General features: G+C 55.9%; 14 protein-coding genes. 6 read left to right on the top strand and 8 right to left on the bottom strand.

Translation table 11 applies throughout. The annotated features are described in order from the left end of the window. Positions 1 to 62: 62 nt before the first annotated feature. The 7 genes from aroB to pilM all read right to left on the bottom strand — a co-directional run bounded on the left by aroB (position 63) and on the right by pilM (position 5,330). Complete coding sequence (gene aroB, locus RTU33_RS15150) at positions 63 to 1,151, bottom strand: 3-dehydroquinate synthase (protein WP_312628435.1); 1,089 nt, start codon at positions 1,149 to 1,151, stop codon at positions 63 to 65. A 169-nt stretch (positions 1,152 to 1,320) separates the two neighbouring features. After that, positions 1,321 to 1,842 carry a shikimate kinase AroK gene (gene aroK / locus RTU33_RS15145; RefSeq protein WP_312628434.1) on the bottom strand — a complete coding sequence of 174 codons (522 nt, stop codon included), beginning with the start codon at positions 1,840 to 1,842 and terminating at the stop codon, positions 1,321 to 1,323. Between the two features lie 268 nt (positions 1,843 to 2,110). Beyond that, positions 2,111 to 3,346, bottom strand: coding sequence for a DNA uptake porin HofQ (gene hofQ, locus RTU33_RS15140; RefSeq protein ID WP_312628433.1), 1,236 nt, complete (start codon positions 3,344 to 3,346; stop codon positions 2,111 to 2,113). Continuing rightward, complete coding sequence (locus tag RTU33_RS15135) at positions 3,261 to 3,659, bottom strand: HofP DNA utilization family protein (RefSeq protein WP_312628432.1); 399 nt, start codon at positions 3,657 to 3,659, stop codon at positions 3,261 to 3,263. Before RTU33_RS15135 ends, hofQ begins: the two co-directional genes overlap by 86 nt. Then, the gene (locus RTU33_RS15130) at positions 3,652 to 4,017 is read right to left on the bottom strand and encodes a hypothetical protein (RefSeq protein WP_312628431.1); all 366 of its coding nucleotides are present in this window, start codon (positions 4,015 to 4,017) and stop codon (positions 3,652 to 3,654) included. Before RTU33_RS15130 ends, RTU33_RS15135 begins: the two co-directional genes overlap by 8 nt. Positions 4,018 to 4,066: 49 nt before the next feature. After that, positions 4,067 to 4,606: a PilN domain-containing protein gene (locus tag RTU33_RS15125; RefSeq protein WP_312628430.1), complete on the bottom strand. Its 540-nt coding sequence runs from the start codon at positions 4,604 to 4,606 to the stop codon at positions 4,067 to 4,069. Between the two features lies 1 nt (position 4,607). Further along, positions 4,608 to 5,330 (bottom strand): pilus assembly protein PilM, encoded by a 723-nt coding sequence (pilM, locus tag RTU33_RS15120; protein WP_312628429.1) that lies wholly within the window; start codon positions 5,328 to 5,330, stop codon positions 4,608 to 4,610. Positions 5,331 to 5,448: 118 nt separating this feature from the next. Between pilM and mrcA the strand changes: the two genes are divergently transcribed. Then, positions 5,449 to 8,001 carry a peptidoglycan glycosyltransferase/peptidoglycan DD-transpeptidase MrcA gene (mrcA, locus tag RTU33_RS15115; protein ID WP_312628427.1) on the top strand — a complete coding sequence of 851 codons (2,553 nt, stop codon included), beginning with the start codon at positions 5,449 to 5,451 and terminating at the stop codon, positions 7,999 to 8,001. Positions 8,002 to 8,106: 105 nt separating this feature from the next. Here mrcA and nudE read toward each other — a convergent pair whose 3' ends face one another. Continuing rightward, on the bottom strand, positions 8,107 to 8,667 hold the full coding sequence (gene nudE, locus RTU33_RS15110; protein ID WP_312628425.1) for an ADP compounds hydrolase NudE: 561 nt from the start codon (positions 8,665 to 8,667) through the stop codon (positions 8,107 to 8,109). Between the two features lie 319 nt (positions 8,668 to 8,986). On the opposite strand from nudE, the gene RTU33_RS15105 reads away from it, so the two are divergent. The 5 genes from RTU33_RS15105 to pckA all read left to right on the top strand — a co-directional run bounded on the left by RTU33_RS15105 (position 8,987) and on the right by pckA (position 15,383). Next, positions 8,987 to 11,134, top strand: coding sequence for an intracellular growth attenuator family protein (locus tag RTU33_RS15105; protein WP_312628424.1), 2,148 nt, complete (start codon positions 8,987 to 8,989; stop codon positions 11,132 to 11,134). Positions 11,135 to 11,191: 57 nt separating this feature from the next. Continuing rightward, positions 11,192 to 11,860, top strand: coding sequence for a GMP/IMP nucleotidase (yrfG, locus tag RTU33_RS15100; protein ID WP_312628423.1), 669 nt, complete (start codon positions 11,192 to 11,194; stop codon positions 11,858 to 11,860). 10 nt (positions 11,861 to 11,870) lie between these two features. Beyond that, the gene (gene hslR / locus RTU33_RS15095; protein ID WP_312628422.1) at positions 11,871 to 12,272 is read left to right on the top strand and encodes a ribosome-associated heat shock protein Hsp15; all 402 of its coding nucleotides are present in this window, start codon (positions 11,871 to 11,873) and stop codon (positions 12,270 to 12,272) included. A 23-nt stretch (positions 12,273 to 12,295) separates the two neighbouring features. Continuing rightward, the gene (gene hslO / locus RTU33_RS15090; protein WP_312628420.1) at positions 12,296 to 13,174 is read left to right on the top strand and encodes an Hsp33 family molecular chaperone HslO; all 879 of its coding nucleotides are present in this window, start codon (positions 12,296 to 12,298) and stop codon (positions 13,172 to 13,174) included. 592 nt (positions 13,175 to 13,766) lie between these two features. Beyond that, positions 13,767 to 15,383 carry a phosphoenolpyruvate carboxykinase (ATP) gene (pckA, locus tag RTU33_RS15085; protein WP_312628418.1) on the top strand — a complete coding sequence of 539 codons (1,617 nt, stop codon included), beginning with the start codon at positions 13,767 to 13,769 and terminating at the stop codon, positions 15,381 to 15,383. The last annotated feature ends 39 nt before the right edge of the window (positions 15,384 to 15,422 follow it).

Here is a 15,422-nt window from a genome sequence, read left to right as displayed (position 1 = left end):
AACGACACCTGCACGTCACCTGAAGCTAAACACCGCGCGAGCGGCATGACCTTTCTTATTAGTTACGCCTGCTGACAATCAGCCACAGCGCCAAGAACCACATCGTGCGCAACACCGCCACGCACTTCACTTTTTCCAATAGCAAGCGGCAAAACCAAACGCATCTCACCGGCGAGCACCTTTTTATCGCGCATCATATGCGGCAGGTACGCATCGGGAGACATTTCACGCGGACCGGAAACCGGTAATTTCGCCCGTTCTAACAGGGTAATAATCCGCTGAGTATCCTTTGCCTCAAACTGACCAAGACGTTCTGAAGCACGAGCCGCCATGACCATACCGGCGGCGACGGCTTCGCCGTGCAGCCAGTTACCGTAGCCCATTTCAGCTTCGATAGCGTGACCAAAGGTGTGTCCCAGATTCAGTAAAGCACGTAAGCCGGATTCTCGCTCGTCTGCCGCCACAACTTCGGCTTTCAGCTCACAACAACGGCGAATGCAGTACGCCATGGTTTTTTCATCAAGCGCCATCAGCGCATCAATGTTGTTTTCAAGCCAGGAGAAGAATTCTGCATCGAGGATGATGCCGTATTTGATGACCTCTGCCAGGCCGGAAGAGAGTTCGCGCGCGGGCAGGGTTTTCAGACAGTCCAGATCGACAACCACATTCACCGGCTGCCAGAAGGCGCCAATCATGTTTTTACCGAGCGGGTGGTTAACGGCTGTTTTGCCGCCAACGGAAGAATCGACCTGTGATAATAACGTGGTCGGTACCTGGATAAAGCGAACGCCACGCTGATAGCTCGCCGCCGCAAATCCGGTAAGATCGCCAACAACACCGCCGCCTAAGGCAATCAGCGTCGTGTCACGACCGTGAGGTTTTTGCAGTAACGCGGTGAAAACGGTGTCCATCACGGCCAGCGTTTTGTACTTTTCACCGTCCGGAAGGATGACGCTGTCGACTTTTACGCCAGCCTGTTCGAGCACGTGACGTACTTTGTCCAGATAAACAGGTGCCAGCGTCTCGTTGGTGACCAGCATGGCCTGGTCGCCCGACTTCAGTGGCAGGAAGGAAGCTGGATCGTTAAACAAACCAGCCGCGATGGTAATCGGGTAACTACGTTCCCCGAGAGTTACTGTAAGCCTCTCCATAACGCGACGTCCACCTTGGTTACTTGCATTCTCTGGTGATGTACACGCCATCCTTCAGGCTGTTTACTGGTCGGCGGCTTTCGCGCCCGGTTGCAGAGATGACCTGCAAGAGTTCACGCCGTTGCCGCCTGAATGCAGCTTGAACGATGTCGTATAGCGTTGACCAGAATCAGTTACTTTCCAGCATATTAATAATCTGGTTGGCCACCACTTTCGCGCTCTGGTCGTCAGTGCGGATCGTGACATCGGCAATTTCTTCGTACAAAGGATTACGCTCGCCTGCCAGCGCTTCCAGGACTTCACGAGGTGGCGTTTCAACCTGCAGCAGGGGACGTTTTTTATCACGCTGCGTGCGCGCCAGCTGTTTTTCAATCGTCGTTTCCAGATACACCACGACGCCGCGGGCGGAGAGACGATTACGCGTTTCACGAGATTTCACAGAGCCGCCGCCAGTCGCCAGCACAATACCCTGTTTCTCCGTTAACTCGTTGATGATTTTTTCTTCGCGATCACGGAAACCTTCTTCGCCTTCGACATCGAAGACCCAGCCCACGTCGGCGCCGGTGCGTTTCTCAATCTCTTGATCAGAATCGTAGAATTCCATGTTGAGCTGTTGAGCTAACTGGCGCCCAATAGTGCTTTTGCCGGCACCCATAGGCCCAACCAGAAAGATATTGCGTTTCTCTGCCATTTTTTCGGTACTACTAAGACTATTTCGTTAATAATAAACCCGCGACGCGAACCACACGGCGACGCCAGGCATGAACTGAAACCTCATATGCGATAGTGCGAGAGTCAGACCGAAAATTATCTCAATACTCCGGCAGGTTTGGCAACTCTAATCATCACCGGACTGTCCAGGGGACCGACTCTCAAATCGGTACTCCTTGTATGCTAAATCCGGCCTCACGTCAAACACCTGAAACGTGTTCAGTAAGAAAAGGTCGCCCGTCAAACGCTTATTGTGCAGAAATAATACGCGGGGTGATGAACACGACCAGTTCACGCCGCTCGCTGTCTTTTCCATCATGGCGAAACAGCCGCCCGAGCCAGGGAATGTCGCCCAGCAGCGGAATACCGCTTCTGGCAGACTTATTCTTCTGTGAGAAGATGCCTCCCAGAGCCAGCGTTTCGCCACTTCTTACCTCGACCTGGGTCTCAATTTCCTGTTTATCAATTGCCAGCACTTCGCCGTCAGCCTGCTGCAATACCTGCCCGGGCATGTCTTCGGTAATTTTTAGCTTAAGCCGCACCCGGTTTTTCTGTAGCACCGTCGGCGTCACCTCCATACCCAGCACGGCCTCCTTAAACTCCACCGATGTTGCCCCGCTCTCACCGCTGGAGACCTGATAAGGAATCTCTGTTCCCTGCTTGATACTTGCAGGCTGCAGATGCGAGGCCAGCAAATGTGGACTGGCGATGATTTCCAGTTCCTGCTTTTGCTCCAGTGCCGAAAGCTCCAGCTCCAGCAGTCGCCCACTGATTTTACCGATGTTAAACCCGGCGTAGGTCGTAGCATTAGCGGCAGAAAGATCGCTGTTTATAGCCGCTACCTTCCCGGATCCCTGACCATTCTCAGCATCAGCCAGACTCCATTTCACCCCAAGCTCACGCAGGCTCTTCTTATTTATAGTGACGATATGCGCCCTCAGCTCGACCTGACCTACCGGTATATCCATCTCCTGCGCCCAGGCGAGCAAATCGGCAAGGTGCTGGTTATCGTCACGCACCAGCAGGCGATTAGTGCGTTTATCGACCGTCATCGCACCTCGCTCGCTCAGTAGCTTTTCCCCAGCTTTCGCCAGCTCAGCAGCATCGGCGTAATGCAAAATGACGCTCTTCCCCTGCAACGGCAAAGCCTGTGAACGCTTCTGCCGCTCGGCATCCTTCAGCGCACTCTTTTCTGCAAGCCAGGCTTTGGTGTGCACAAACAGGATGCTGGACTGCGTGTCGAGCACCAGACCGGCGCTGCTCATCACCGTCTGTAACGCCTGCTTCCATGAGACATCATTCAACTGAAGTGAAATCTGCCCACTGACTTCCGGGGCGATAACGATATTGCGTTCCCCGAGCGTCGCAAGCGTCTGTATGACCTGCGTGACCGGAACGTCATCCACCATCAGCGAGACGGTTTTTTCTTTGGCCAGGGCGCCGAAGACCATCATTATTAACCCCAACGCTATCCTTCGAATCATGTTGCGTTCCTTCTTTTATCCAGCGCCACTGCGAAGGCTCGCAGTCGGTTCCGGCAGTCATGTCCATACGGTCGGGCTGAACAGCGACAACCGTCCAGCCATTACTCAGCGTCTGCCCCTGCGTCAGGCGTTGCCATTTGCCACTGGCATCGAGCACGATACCCGTTCGTTGCTCTCCAAGGCTCACCATCCCACGGTAATGCCAGAGCGTTATCTGCGCACTGCTACAGCGATCTTCCGCAGGCAGGAAGGGATCGCGCATCCCCAATAGTAAAGGAAGCAAAAGTACGATGAGCCCGTGCCGATCAGTCATCGCCGATTGCCTCGAGTTGTAACGTCAGCGTCAGACGCTGTTGTTCCGGTTTAATGCTAAACCCCCGTATGGCCTGACGGCGTTCTGCGAGCCGTGCAAACAGGGCGGGAATAGCCGCCCAGTCAGTCGACAACGCCAGCTCCCCGCCGTGCCCTGACGGCTGCCAGCTCAGCAGGCTGCTTTCCGGACGGTCAAAATCAAGTGCAGAAAAAGGCGCCGAAATCATGTCGGATAACGGAATCACCGGACCACGCAGCGGTAGTGTTTTTTGCCACTGCGCGGCAAGGGGTATGGGCGATGCACTACCTGGCTGCGTGTTACGGGCAAAACTAACCATCAGCACCAGCAGCAAAAGCATGCTCAGCCAAACTCCACACCGAATACGTGGGGAGCAATCACACCATCGTTCAGCGAGGAGCAACATTTTCCACCTCCGCCAGCATTCTGTAACTGAACTCCCAGCGCTCTTGCGCATCCCGCCTGACGGGGCCCGGATTGACGATCTGAGAGCCTGCGATATGGCGCACCGAGGCATCCAGTTCGGTCAAGGAGAGAAAACGGTTCGCCAGCCCGGTAAAGCTCAGCGAATGACCTTCCCACTCCAGGGCGGTGAGCCAGGCCTGTTCCGGCATGTTTTCTGCCAGTGCCAGCAGCCGTGATTGCCACTGCCGGGTGGCTTCCCGCTCTTTTTCATGCGTCAGCCAGAGCATTCTGCGCTGCTGTTCATCTTTGAACTGCCGTTCACGCTGCACCAAAGCCTGATAAACCGCGTTATCGCTCGCCTGCCATAAAACCTGTTTTTGATGTTGATGCACACCCTCTGACCGATTTGCCACAAACCCTATCAGGGCTATCAGCCACGCTCCCACAAACAGCCAGGCCCAAAAACGCAGACAGTCGCGGCGGCGCTTCTCACGCCATCGCAGAAGATTCACTGGACGCGCCATTTCAGCGCACTCCCAGCGCCAGTGCCAAAGCGATAGCAAACGCATCGCCGTTTTCCGGCAGCGGTGGCTGAAGCTGCATCAGTGGAAACCAGGGATTGAAGCTCTTCATGCCAGCCTGCTGCGTGGTACAGAGCAAAAGCGCTTCTGGTTGCTCCGCACAGCTCCCCCAGGCCTCCCGCGTAGCCCACAGCCATTGCTGGCCGTCATACCAGCACAGGCCTTGCTCGTCTTGCGCTATCCACGGGAGAAAATGCTGCAGTGCGCTGGCATCCGGCGTGATGGCCTCCACGTTCAGCCCCGCTGCATGCAGACGTTTTTGCAGAAGCTCCACATCCCGCCGTCTGGCGGCCGTGACGCTGTAAACATTCTGTTCGGCATTCTGGTAATCGAACGTGAGGGTATCGGCGGGCATCTCCAGCTGCTTTGCTACAGTACTGGCTACCCATTGTGCGCACTCGCTTTCTCGCAGCGCCATCTGCGGCGGCGGAAGGTTTTTTTGCAGCGTGTCCGCTGCCGAAAGCGCCACGGCAAGCCGATGGAAACGCGGCATTTCTCGCTGGATGCGGCGCAGTACCGCAATCAAGGCCTCTTCGCTGGCATCGCTTGCCACCGGCAATTGCCACCAGCGCCGAAGCGCGAAGCCTGAACGTGCTTTCTGTAACGCCACGCAGACGAGGCTATTCTGCTGAAAATGCAATCCTGCCAGCCACTGACTGTAAGCCATTCTTACGATCTCCTTATCCATCAACCCATTCGAGCTATATCAATGCCATTGGGTTGCCTTTATACTACCGCGCGCTTGTTTATAAACTGCCCAATCGCCACTAAATGGGAAATCTCCGGTGAAGTTCGTAAAGTATTTATTCATCCTTGCAGTCTGTTGCATTCTGCTGGGAGCAGGCTCGATCTATGGCCTCTACAAATTTATTGAGCCGCAGCTGCCTGACGTAGCCACGCTCAGGGATGTGCGCCTGCAGATCCCAATGCAAATTTACAGCGCCGATGGCGAACTGATTGCGCAATATGGGGAAAAACGCCGTATTCCGGTCACCCTGAGCCAAATGCCGCCCGAGCTGACCAAAGCCTTCATCGCCACGGAAGACAGCCGTTTTTACGAGCACCACGGTATCGATCCGGTGGGGATTTTCCGTGCGGCTAGCGTAGCGCTGTTCTCCGGCCACGCCTCTCAGGGTGCAAGTACCATCACCCAGCAGCTGGCACGTAACTTCTTCCTGAGCCCGGAAAAGACGCTGACGCGCAAAATCAAAGAAGTCTTCCTGGCTATCCGCATCGAGCAGCTGCTCAGCAAGGATGAAATTCTCGATCTCTATCTGAACAAGATTTACCTCGGCTACCGCGCCTACGGCGTAGGTGCCGCTGCGCAGGTCTACTTCGGTAAAACGGTCGATCAGCTGACGTTGAGTGAAATGGCGGTCATCGCAGGCCTGCCAAAAGCGCCGTCAACCTTCAACCCGCTTTATTCTATGGACAGAGCGACCGCGCGCCGCAACGTGGTGCTGTCCCGCATGCTGAGCGAAAACGACATCACCCAGGCGCAGTACAACGAAGCTATTCGCGAGCCCATCAACGCCAGCTACCATGCCCCGGAAATTGCCTTCTCCGCCCCGTACCTGACGGAAATGGTGCGTCAGGAAATGGTGACCCGCTATGGCGATAAGGCCTACGAAGATGGTTACCGCGTTTACACCACCATCAGCCGTAAGGATCAGCTGGCGGCTCAGACGGCGCTGCGCACTAACGTGATGGATTACGATATGCGCCACGGCTATCGCGGCCCGGCGAACGTGCTGTGGAAAATTGGTGAGACCCCGTGGGACAGCAAAAAAATCACCGATACCCTGAAAAGCCTGCCAACCTACGGGCCTCTGGTGCCAGCCGTCGTGACGGCCGCCACGCCGCAGGGAGCCACGGCAATGCTGGCAGACGGCACCTCAGTTTCCATGACGATGGACGGCATGCGCTGGGCGCGTGCGTATCGCTCGGACACTCAGCAAGGCCCAACGCCACGCAAAGTGACGGATGTCGTGCAAACAGGTCAGCAAATCTGGGTGCGTCAGGTGAATGAATCCTGGTGGCTGGCCCAGGTGCCGGACGTGAACTCCGCCCTGGTGTCTATTAATCCGCAAAACGGGGCCATTATTGCGCTGGTCGGTGGATTCGACTTCAATCAGAGCAAATTTAACCGCGCGACTCAGGCGCTGCGCCAGGTTGGTTCCAACATCAAACCGTTCCTCTATACCGCGGCAATGGACAAAGGTCTGACGCTGGCAAGCATTCTGAACGACGTGCCAATTTCGCGTTGGGATGCAGGTGCCGGCTCCGACTGGAGTCCAAAGAACTCCCCACCACAATATGCGGGGCCGATTCGTCTGCGTCAGGGTTTAGGTCAGTCGAAAAACGTGGTGATGGTTCGCGCCATGCGCGCAATGGGCGTTGATTACGCCGCAGAATATCTGCAACGCTTCGGTTTCCCGGCTGAAAACATCGTTCGCACCGAATCGCTGGCGCTGGGTTCCGCCTCCTTTACGCCTTTACAGGTCGCACGCGGGTATTCCGTCATGGCAAACGGCGGCTTCCTCATCGATCCGTTCTTTATCAGTAAGATCGAGAACGATGTCGGCGGCGTGCTTTTTGAAGCCAAACCTAAAATTGCCTGCTCTGAGTGCGACATTCCGGTGATTTATGGCGATACGCCAAAATCCAACGTGCTGGAAAATAAAGACGTTGAAAACGTCACAACCTCCCAGGAGCCGCAAAACTCCACCGTGCCGATGCCAAGCCTTGAACAGGCTAACCAGGCGCTGGTGGCCCGTAGCGGTGGCCAGGAATATGCCCCGCACGTGATCAGCACGCCGCTTTCCTTCCTGATCAAAAGTGCGCTGAACACCAACGTCTTCGGCGAGCCTGGCTGGCAGGGGACAGGCTGGCGCGCAGGGCGCGACCTGAAGCGCCACGATATCGGCGGAAAAACCGGCACAACCAACAGCTCGAAGGATGCCTGGTTCTCGGGTTACGGCCCGGGCGTGGTGACATCGGTGTGGATTGGCTTTGACGATCACCGCCGCGATCTTGGCCGCACCACCGCATCCGGCGCGATCAAAGATCAGATTTCTGGTTATGAAGGCGGGGCCAAGAGCGCTCAGCCGGCCTGGGATTTGTTCATGAAGATAGCGCTGGAGGGCGTGCCTGAACAGCCGTTGACGCCACCGCCGGGTGTGGTAACCGTCAACATCGATCGGGGCACCGGTCAGTTGGCGAACGGCGGCAACAGCCGTGAAGAGTACTTCATCGACGGTACCCAGCCGACCCAGCAGGCAGTGCATGAAGTGGGCACCACGCTGATTGATAACGGCGAAACTCACGAACTGTTCTGACCATTAAGAAAAAGTGCCGGGTGGCGACTATGGCCTGACCCGGCCTGCAAGGCACAAAAAAACGGCAACCCAAGGTTGCCGTTTTTTTGTATTCCGCTCAGAGGGCTACAGACGCCCCTGCTCTTTCAACCATTCCCGCACCAGAAACAGCGCGCTGACGTTGCGTGCTTCATGGAAATCAGGCTCTTCGAGTAAATCCATCAGCTGCGCCAGCGGCCAGCGTACCTGAGGCAACGGTTCTGGCTCATCGCCAGGCAAAGATTCCGGATAAAGGTTCTCTGCGACCACGATGTTCATTCTGCTGGAAAAGTATGACGGGGCCATGCTGAGCTTCTTCAGGAACGTCAGGTCATTGGCCCCAAAGCCCACTTCTTCTTTCAGCTCGCGATTGGCGGCCTCGAAAACGCTTTCGCCTGGATCGATGAGCCCTTTGGAAAAACCGAGCTCATAGGACTCGGTGCCGACGGCATATTCACGGATCAGAATCAAATGATCGTCAACAATGGGGATAATCATCACTGCCTCACGCGTGGAAGGACGCATCCTTTCATAAACGCGGCGCTCGCCATTGCTGAATTCCAGGTCCACACTTTCCACATTAAACAGCCGCGAACGGGCAACCGTTTCAACTTTGTGGATGATGGGTTTTATTAATGGTTTATCCATGATGACCTGTGTTTGCTGTGGTAACAGGGTAATTGTGCGACATGCCGCACAGTTTAGGCAATTCCTGGCGTCATGTATTTACATTTGCGTAACTTTCAGCATCAGCCACTTTTTTGAATAAAAAGTCAATACCTTGCAATGGATTTGAGAATTTGCTGATATTCGCTTGCATTGACCTCTGATATGCTCAAAAGTTGCGTCAGAACGTAAGAAATCTTTCAAGATCCTGATGATGCGTGCCGATAGCTAACTACGGGCTCACGTTCTGGGTTAACGAGCAACCGACGAAACCTGTAAGAATAAGTATGATGGGAAAAGCATGGGCACCTTTTTGATTTTTTTCGCTGCTATGCTGGCCTGCGCATTGCTTGCAGGGTGGTTTTATCGACAGCGCAGACAGCATGGACGACTCCCCCTCCTGCACGCCTTCAGCGGTGCGACCACGCGTAAACTGACCCAGGATGAACGTGCCGCCGTTGAACATTATCTGGAAGGCATGACCCGCATTCTGGAAGTGCCCGCTTCCGGCTCCTCTGTCGCCCCTGGCGCCATCACGCTAAACGCCCAGAGTAATACCGTCTATAGCTTCACCCAGTCGATTACCCGCTACGGCATCACAACCGACGATCTGAACAAGTGGCGCTACTTCCTGGATTCCGTTGAAATTCACCTGCCTCCCTTCTGGGAGCAGTACATTAATGACGAAAACGAAGTCGAACTGATCCACACGGACTCTCTGCCGCTGGTGATCTCCCTGAACGGCCACACTCTGGGTGACGCCAGGCAGGAAGCGAAAGGCTACGCCCTGGAGCAGCGCTCGTCGACGCAGGCGTCTATTCGCGGTGAAGAGAGCGAGCAGATCGAACTGCTGAACATTCGTCAGGAAAGCCGCGAAGAATATGCATTAAGCCGCCCGGACGGTCTGCGTGAAGCGCTGCTTATCGTTGGCGCATTTTTCCTGTTTTTCTGCGCATTAATGGCGCCCGAAGTCTTTGTCCCGTGGGTGACCGGTATCGCAACTTTGCTGCTGGGGTTTGGCCTTTGGGGCGTGTTTGCTCCGCCGTCCAAAACCTCGCTGCGGGAAATTCACTGCCTGCGCGGAACCCCGAAACGCTGGGGGCTGTTTGGCGAGAATGACCAGGAGCAAATCAACAACATTTCGCTCGGCATTATCGACCTGATTTATCCGCGCCACTGGCAGCCGTTTATCGCTCAGGATCTCGGCCAGCAAACGGACATTGATATCTACCTCGATCGCCATGTGGTCCGTCAGGGGCGCTTTTTATCGCTGCATAACGAAGTCAAACATTTCCCGCTTCAGCACTGGCTGCGCAGCGCCATTATTGCCATCGGCGCCCTGCTGATTGGCGCGATGCTGTGGATTAGCGTGCCGCTCAGCATGCCGTTCAAATTTACGCTTTCCTGGCTGCAGGGCGCGCAGACTATCGAAGCCACCACGGTGACTCAGCTCGATCGGGCAAACGTGCGTGTCGGCGATACGCTGCACATTTCGGGCACTGGCATGTGTAATATCCGTTCGCAGGGCACGTGGACCGCGCAGAATAGTTCGCCGTTCACGCCCTTTGACTGCTCGCAGATTATCTGGAACGACGCCCCACCGTTGCCGCTGCCGGAATCCGATATCGTCACGAAAGCCACAGCGCTGATGCAGGCGGTAAACCGTCAGTTGCACCCGAGCCCGGACGACAGCTCGCGCGTCAGTCCGGCGCTGCGTTCAGCCATTCAAAAATCAGGGATGGTTCTGCTGGATGATTTCGCCGATATCGTGATGAAAACGCAGGATCTCTGCTCTGCTGAAGACGACTGCTCACGCCTGAAAACGGCGCTGGTCAACCTCGGCAATACCCGCGACTGGGAAACGCTGACCAAGCGCGCCCGCTCCGGAAAACTTGATGGTGTGAACGTGCTGCTGCGCCCGGTGAGTGCCGAATCACTCGATAATCTGGTGACAACATCTACCGCACCGTTTGTGATGCGTGAAACGGCTCGCGCCGCCCAGGCGTTAAACAGCCCGGCGCCGGGCGGTTTCCTGATCGCCAGCGATGAAGGGAGCGATCTGGTCACGCAGCCGTGGCCATCCGTCAGCCTGTATGATTTCCCGGCGCACGAACAGTGGAGTGAATTCCAGCGCCTGGCAGGCATGCTGATGCACACGCCGTTTACCGCTGAGGGCATCGTCACCAACCTCACCATCGACGCCAACGGCACCAAACATATCAATCTGCACCGCATCCCGGACAGCGCCGGACTCTGGCGCTATATCAGCACCACGCTGCTCATGTTGACCATGCTGGTGTGCGTTATCTGGAACGGGATCCAGGCGATTCGTCGCTATCAGCGCCATCGCATCCGCATGGCGGAAATCCACGCCTACTACGAAAGTAGCCTCAACCCGAGCCTGTTAACGTCTCAGGATCTGCTGCATCAGGATGCCGAAGAGCGCTAAGTCGCCCGGCTCCCGCTGTGCTACCCTGACGCGCATTCTTTTGGCTGGAGACGCAGCATGCATTTTGATATCGCCTGGCAGGAAGTAGACACCGTTCTGCTGGATATGGACGGCACCCTTCTTGATCTCGCCTTCGACAGCTATTTCTGGCAGCAGCTGGTGCCGGAAACCTACGGCGCTCAGCACGGCCTGAGCCTGGCGGACGCTCGCGAGCGTATCGGTCAGGAATATCACGCCGTGCAGCATACGCTAAACTGGTACTGTCTGGATTACTGGAGCAAGCGGCTCGGTCTGGATATTTGCGCCATGACCACCCAGCAAGGCCCCCGCGCCGTGCTGCGCGAAGATACCGTGCCGTTTCTGGATGCGCTCAAAGCCAGCGGCAAACGCCGTATTTTGTTAACCAACGCGCATCCGCATAACCTGGCGGTGAAGCTGGAACACACCGGTCTGGCCTCGCACCTTGATTTATTACTTTCCACCCACACATTTGGTTATCCGAAAGAAGATCAGCGCCTGTGGCAGGCCGTTGCCGAAGAAACCACGCTTGATGCGCATAAGACGCTGTTTATTGATGACAGCGAACCGATCCTGGATGCCGCTGCGCTGTTTGGGATTCGTTACTGCCTTGGCGTTACGAATCCAGATTCTGGCGTCGCGGAAAAGCAGTACCAGCGCCACCCGGCATTGAATGATTATCGTCGCCTGATCCCCGGGATCCGGTGAAGGAGAAGCCATGAAAGAGAAACCCGCTGATGCCGTCCGGCTGGATAAGTGGCTCTGGGCGGCCCGCTTTTACAAAACCCGTGCGGTTGCACGAGAAATGGTGGAAGGCGGCAAGGTGCACTACAACGGACAGCGCAGCAAACCCAGCAAAGTGGTGGAGATGAACGCCACGCTGACGCTACGCCAGGGTAACGATGAGCGCACGGTGATTATCAAAGGCATCACCGAACAGCGCCGCCCGGCCACGGAAGCCGTTTTGCTGTATGAAGAAACGGCTGAGAGCATCGAAAAAAGGGAAAAAGTGGCCCTTGCCCGCAAGCTGAACGCGCTGACCATGCCACACCCGGATCGCCGCCCTGATAAAAAAGAGCGGCGTGACCTGATGAGATTTAAACATGGGGACAGTGAGTAACGGTTCCCTTAAGAGAGAAAAAGATGATTCAACACGATCAAATGCACCGCTATCTGTTTGAAAACGTGGCCGTTCGCGGCGAACTGGTCACCGTCTCTGAGACGTTGGAGCAGGTGCTGGCTAACCACAACTATCCGCAGCCGGTGAAAAACGTGCTGGCCGAACTGCTGGTCGCCACCAGTCTGCTGACCGCTACGCTTAAGTTTGCCGGCGACATTACCGTGCAGCTTCAGGGTGACGGCCCAATGTCGCTTGCGGTTATCAACGGCAACAACAATCAGCAGCTGCGCGGTGTGGCGCGCGTTCAGGGCGATATCCCGGAAAACGCCGATCTGAAAACGCTGGTCGGCAATGGCTATCTGGTGATCACCATTGCGCCGGAAGAAGGCGAGCGCTATCAGGGCGTGGTGGGCCTGGAAGGCGATACGCTGGCCGCCTGTCTGGAAGATTACTTCCTGCGCTCAGAGCAGCTGCCGACGCGTCTTATCATTCGTACCGGCGAGCATGAAGGGAAAATGGCCGCAGGCGGGATCCTGCTGCAGGTGATGCCTGCTCAGAACGCGCAGGCCGAAGACTTTGAGCATCTCGCCACGCTGACCGACACCATCAAAGGCGAAGAGCTGTTCAGCCTGCCAGCAAACGATGTGCTGTGGCGTCTTTATCACGAAGAAGAAGTGACGGTCTATGAACCTCAGGCGGTCGAGTTCAAATGCACCTGTTCACGTGAACGCTGCGCCGGGGCGCTGAAAACCCTGCCGGACGAAGAAGTGGACAGCATTCTGGCGGACGACGGCGAAATCGACATGCACTGCGACTACTGCGGTAGCCATTACGTGTTTAACGCCATGGATATCGCCGAGATCCGTAACAACGCTTCTCCGGCGGATCCTCAGGTGCACTGATAGGTCCGGTCAGGATCGGCGCTGTCTGGCGCTCTCACCCCGGCCGTCTCCAACAGGGAGAGGGTGCAAACACTAAAAACGACAACCGGAGTTGCCGTTTTGCTTTCAGCTCTGTGCGGCCTGATGCCCTCACCCCGGCCCTCTCCCACAGGGAGAGGGTGCAAACACTAAAAACGACAACCGGAGTTGCCGTTTTGCTTTCAGCTCTGTGCGGCCTGATGCCCTCACCCCGGCCCTCTCCCACAGGGAGAGGGTGCAAACACTAAAAACGACAACCGGAGTTGCCGTTTTACAGTTTACCTCGAGAAGTGAATCGATTTTTACTGTAACGCTTTCGTCACTTTCTTTCAGGAATGCGATTACATTCACATTCCATCAGTTCATTAAACCATTTATTAACCGTTTAAGAACATTTCCCCCCAATCAAAAACGTTTCCTGCCATAATCTGTCTCGCCTCGTGACAGGAGTCACCGTGTTTTCCGTTAGTTTGACGAGAGTCCGGATACGCAAATCTATGAGCCTGGTCGCGGTCAAAACCCCACGAAAAACCCTACAATGTTTGGCAGTACATATTGGCTAAGGAGCAGTGACATGCGTGTTAATGGTATTACCCCGCAGGATCTCAAGGCTTATGGTATCAACGACGTCCAGGATATCGTTTACAACCCCGACTACGACACGTTATTTGAGGAAGAGCTCAATCCCAGCCTGGAAGGGTACGAGCGCGGCGTTCTGACGAATCTCGGTGCAATCGCCGTCGACACCGGTATTTTTACCGGCCGCTCGCCGAAAGATAAATACATCGTCCGTGATGACACCACTCGCGATACCGTGTGGTGGGCTGATAAAGGCAAAGGTAAGAACGACAATAAGCCGCTCTCTCCAGAAACCTGGCAGCAGCTCAAAGGACTCGTCACCCAACAGCTTTCCGGTAAGCGTCTGTTTATCATTGATGCTTACTGCGGCGCTAACGCGGACACCCGTCTGTGCGTGCGCTTTATCACCGAGGTGGCCTGGCAGGCGCACTTCGTCAAAAACATGTTCATCCGCCCGACCGACGAAGAACTCACAACCTTCAAGCCTGACTTCGTGGTGATGAACGGCGCGAAATGCACCAACCCGAACTGGCAGGAACAGGGTCTCAACTCCGAGAACTTTGTGGCTTTCAACCTGACCGAACGCATCCAGCTGATTGGCGGGACCTGGTACGGCGGCGAGATGAAAAAAGGCATGTTCTCGATCATGAACTACCTGCTGCCGCTGAAGGGCATTGCCTCCATGCACTGCTCGGCGAACGTCGGCGAGAAAGGCGACGTGGCGGTGTTCTTCGGCCTTTCCGGCACGGGGAAAACCACGCTGTCCACCGATCCAAAACGTCGCCTGATTGGCGATGACGAACACGGCTGGGACGACGACGGCGTCTTCAACTTTGAAGGCGGCTGCTACGCGAAGACCATTCGCCTGTCGGAAGAAGCGGAGCCAGACATCTATCACGCCATTCGTCGCGATGCGCTGCTGGAAAACGTGGGCGTGCTGGCCGACGGCACCATCGATTTTGACGATGCGTCCAAAACCGAAAACACCCGCGTTTCCTACCCGATTTACCACATCGACAACATCGTGAAGCCGGTATCGAAAGCAGGCCATGCAACGAAGGTCATCTTCCTGACTGCCGATGCGTTTGGCGTGCTGCCTCCTGTTTCACGCCTGACGGCAAACCAGACGCAGTATCACTTCCTGTCTGGCTTTACCGCCAAGCTGGCAGGCACCGAGCGCGGCGTCACTGAGCCAACCCCAACCTTCTCTGCCTGCTTCGGCGCAGCTTTCCTGTCGCTGCACCCAACGCAGTATGCCGAAGTATTGGTGAAGCGCATGCAGGATGCCGGCGCGCAGGCTTATCTGGTGAACACCGGCTGGAACGGCACCGGCAAACGTATCTCCATTAAAGATACGCGCGCTATTATCGACGCCATCCTCGACGGTACGCTGGACAACGCCGAAACCTTCACCCTGCCCATGTTCGACCTGCAAATCCCAACCGAACTGCCGGGCGTGGATACGCATATTCTGGATCCGCGTAACACCTACGGCTCGCCGGAACAGTGGCAGGAAAAAGCAGAAACGCTGGCGAAGCTGTTCGTTGAAAACTTCGAGAAGTACACCGATACGCCAGCAGGGGCGGCATTGGTGGCTGCAGGGCCTCAATAAGCAAAAAAGCCTTCCATTGCGCGGAAGGCTTTTTGTTTG

The sequence above is a fragment of the Scandinavium sp. genome (assembly GCF_032012665.1).
Lineage (GTDB): Bacteria > Pseudomonadota > Gammaproteobacteria > Enterobacterales > Enterobacteriaceae > Scandinavium.
The sequence above is the reverse complement of the archived record's forward strand: the minus strand, read 5'-3'. Positions and strand labels throughout refer to the sequence as shown.

What these genes read in the sequence shown, in the direction of transcription:
- aroB (WP_312628435.1), bottom strand. Translation starts at nt 1,151, where the DNA reads ATGGAGAGGCTTACAGTAACTCTCGGGGAACGTAGTTACCCGATTACC.
- aroK (WP_312628434.1), bottom strand. Translation starts at nt 1,842, where the DNA reads ATGGCAGAGAAACGCAATATCTTTCTGGTTGGGCCTATGGGTGCCGGC.
- hofQ (WP_312628433.1), bottom strand. Translation starts at nt 3,346, where the DNA reads ATGATTCGAAGGATAGCGTTGGGGTTAATAATGATGGTCTTCGGCGCC.
- RTU33_RS15135 (WP_312628432.1), bottom strand. Translation starts at nt 3,659, where the DNA reads ATGACTGATCGGCACGGGCTCATCGTACTTTTGCTTCCTTTACTATTG.
- RTU33_RS15130 (WP_312628431.1), bottom strand. Translation starts at nt 4,017, where the DNA reads ATGCTTTTGCTGCTGGTGCTGATGGTTAGTTTTGCCCGTAACACGCAG.
- RTU33_RS15125 (WP_312628430.1), bottom strand. Translation starts at nt 4,606, where the DNA reads ATGGCGCGTCCAGTGAATCTTCTGCGATGGCGTGAGAAGCGCCGCCGC.
- pilM (WP_312628429.1), bottom strand. Translation starts at nt 5,330, where the DNA reads ATGGCTTACAGTCAGTGGCTGGCAGGATTGCATTTTCAGCAGAATAGC.
- nudE (WP_312628425.1), bottom strand. Translation starts at nt 8,667, where the DNA reads ATGGATAAACCATTAATAAAACCCATCATCCACAAAGTTGAAACGGTT.
- RTU33_RS15105 (WP_312628424.1), top strand. Translation starts at nt 8,987, where the DNA reads ATGGGCACCTTTTTGATTTTTTTCGCTGCTATGCTGGCCTGCGCATTG.
- yrfG (WP_312628423.1), top strand. Translation starts at nt 11,192, where the DNA reads ATGCATTTTGATATCGCCTGGCAGGAAGTAGACACCGTTCTGCTGGAT.
- hslR (WP_312628422.1), top strand. Translation starts at nt 11,871, where the DNA reads ATGAAAGAGAAACCCGCTGATGCCGTCCGGCTGGATAAGTGGCTCTGG.
- hslO (WP_312628420.1), top strand. Translation starts at nt 12,296, where the DNA reads ATGATTCAACACGATCAAATGCACCGCTATCTGTTTGAAAACGTGGCC.
- pckA (WP_312628418.1), top strand. Translation starts at nt 13,767, where the DNA reads ATGCGTGTTAATGGTATTACCCCGCAGGATCTCAAGGCTTATGGTATC.